Source organism: Streptomyces xanthophaeus (genome assembly GCF_000725805.1).
GTDB lineage: Bacteria > Actinomycetota > Actinomycetes > Streptomycetales > Streptomycetaceae > Streptomyces > Streptomyces xanthophaeus.
Genome location: NZ_JOFT01000113.1, coordinates 1 through 370, shown reverse-complemented (window position 1 = coordinate 370; position 370 = coordinate 1). Strand labels below are relative to the sequence as shown.

The window sequence follows — 370 nt, the reverse complement described above, 5'->3', positions numbered from 1 at the left end:
GACGATGTCCGGGTTCAGGGACAGGGCCTCCTCGACGCGCTCGTTGTTGATGCGCTTGCCGATCCGCTCTTCCATCCACATCCGGGCGCCGCCCGCACCACAGCAGAAACCGCGTTCCTTGTGACGGTGCATCTCCTGCTGCCGCAGCCCCGGCACCGCCGACATGATCTCCCGCGGCGGCGTGTACACCTTGTTGTGCCGGCCCAGGTAGCACGGGTCGTGATACGTGATCAGCCCGTCCACCGGGGTCACCGGCGTGAGGCGTCCCTCATCGATCAGGTGCTGCAGCAGCTGGGTGTGGTGGATGACCTCGTACTCGCCGCCGAGCTGCGGGTACTCGTTGGCGATGGTGTTGAAGCAGTGCGGGCAG

At 66.2% G+C, this 370-nt stretch carries 1 protein-coding gene; it reads right to left on the bottom strand.

Annotation, left to right across the window (positions count from 1 at the left end; translation table 11 throughout):
- Positions 1–370, bottom strand: a 370-nt coding sequence (locus IO30_RS41075; protein ID WP_037895507.1) for a (Fe-S)-binding protein, incomplete at both ends; no start/stop codon positions are given.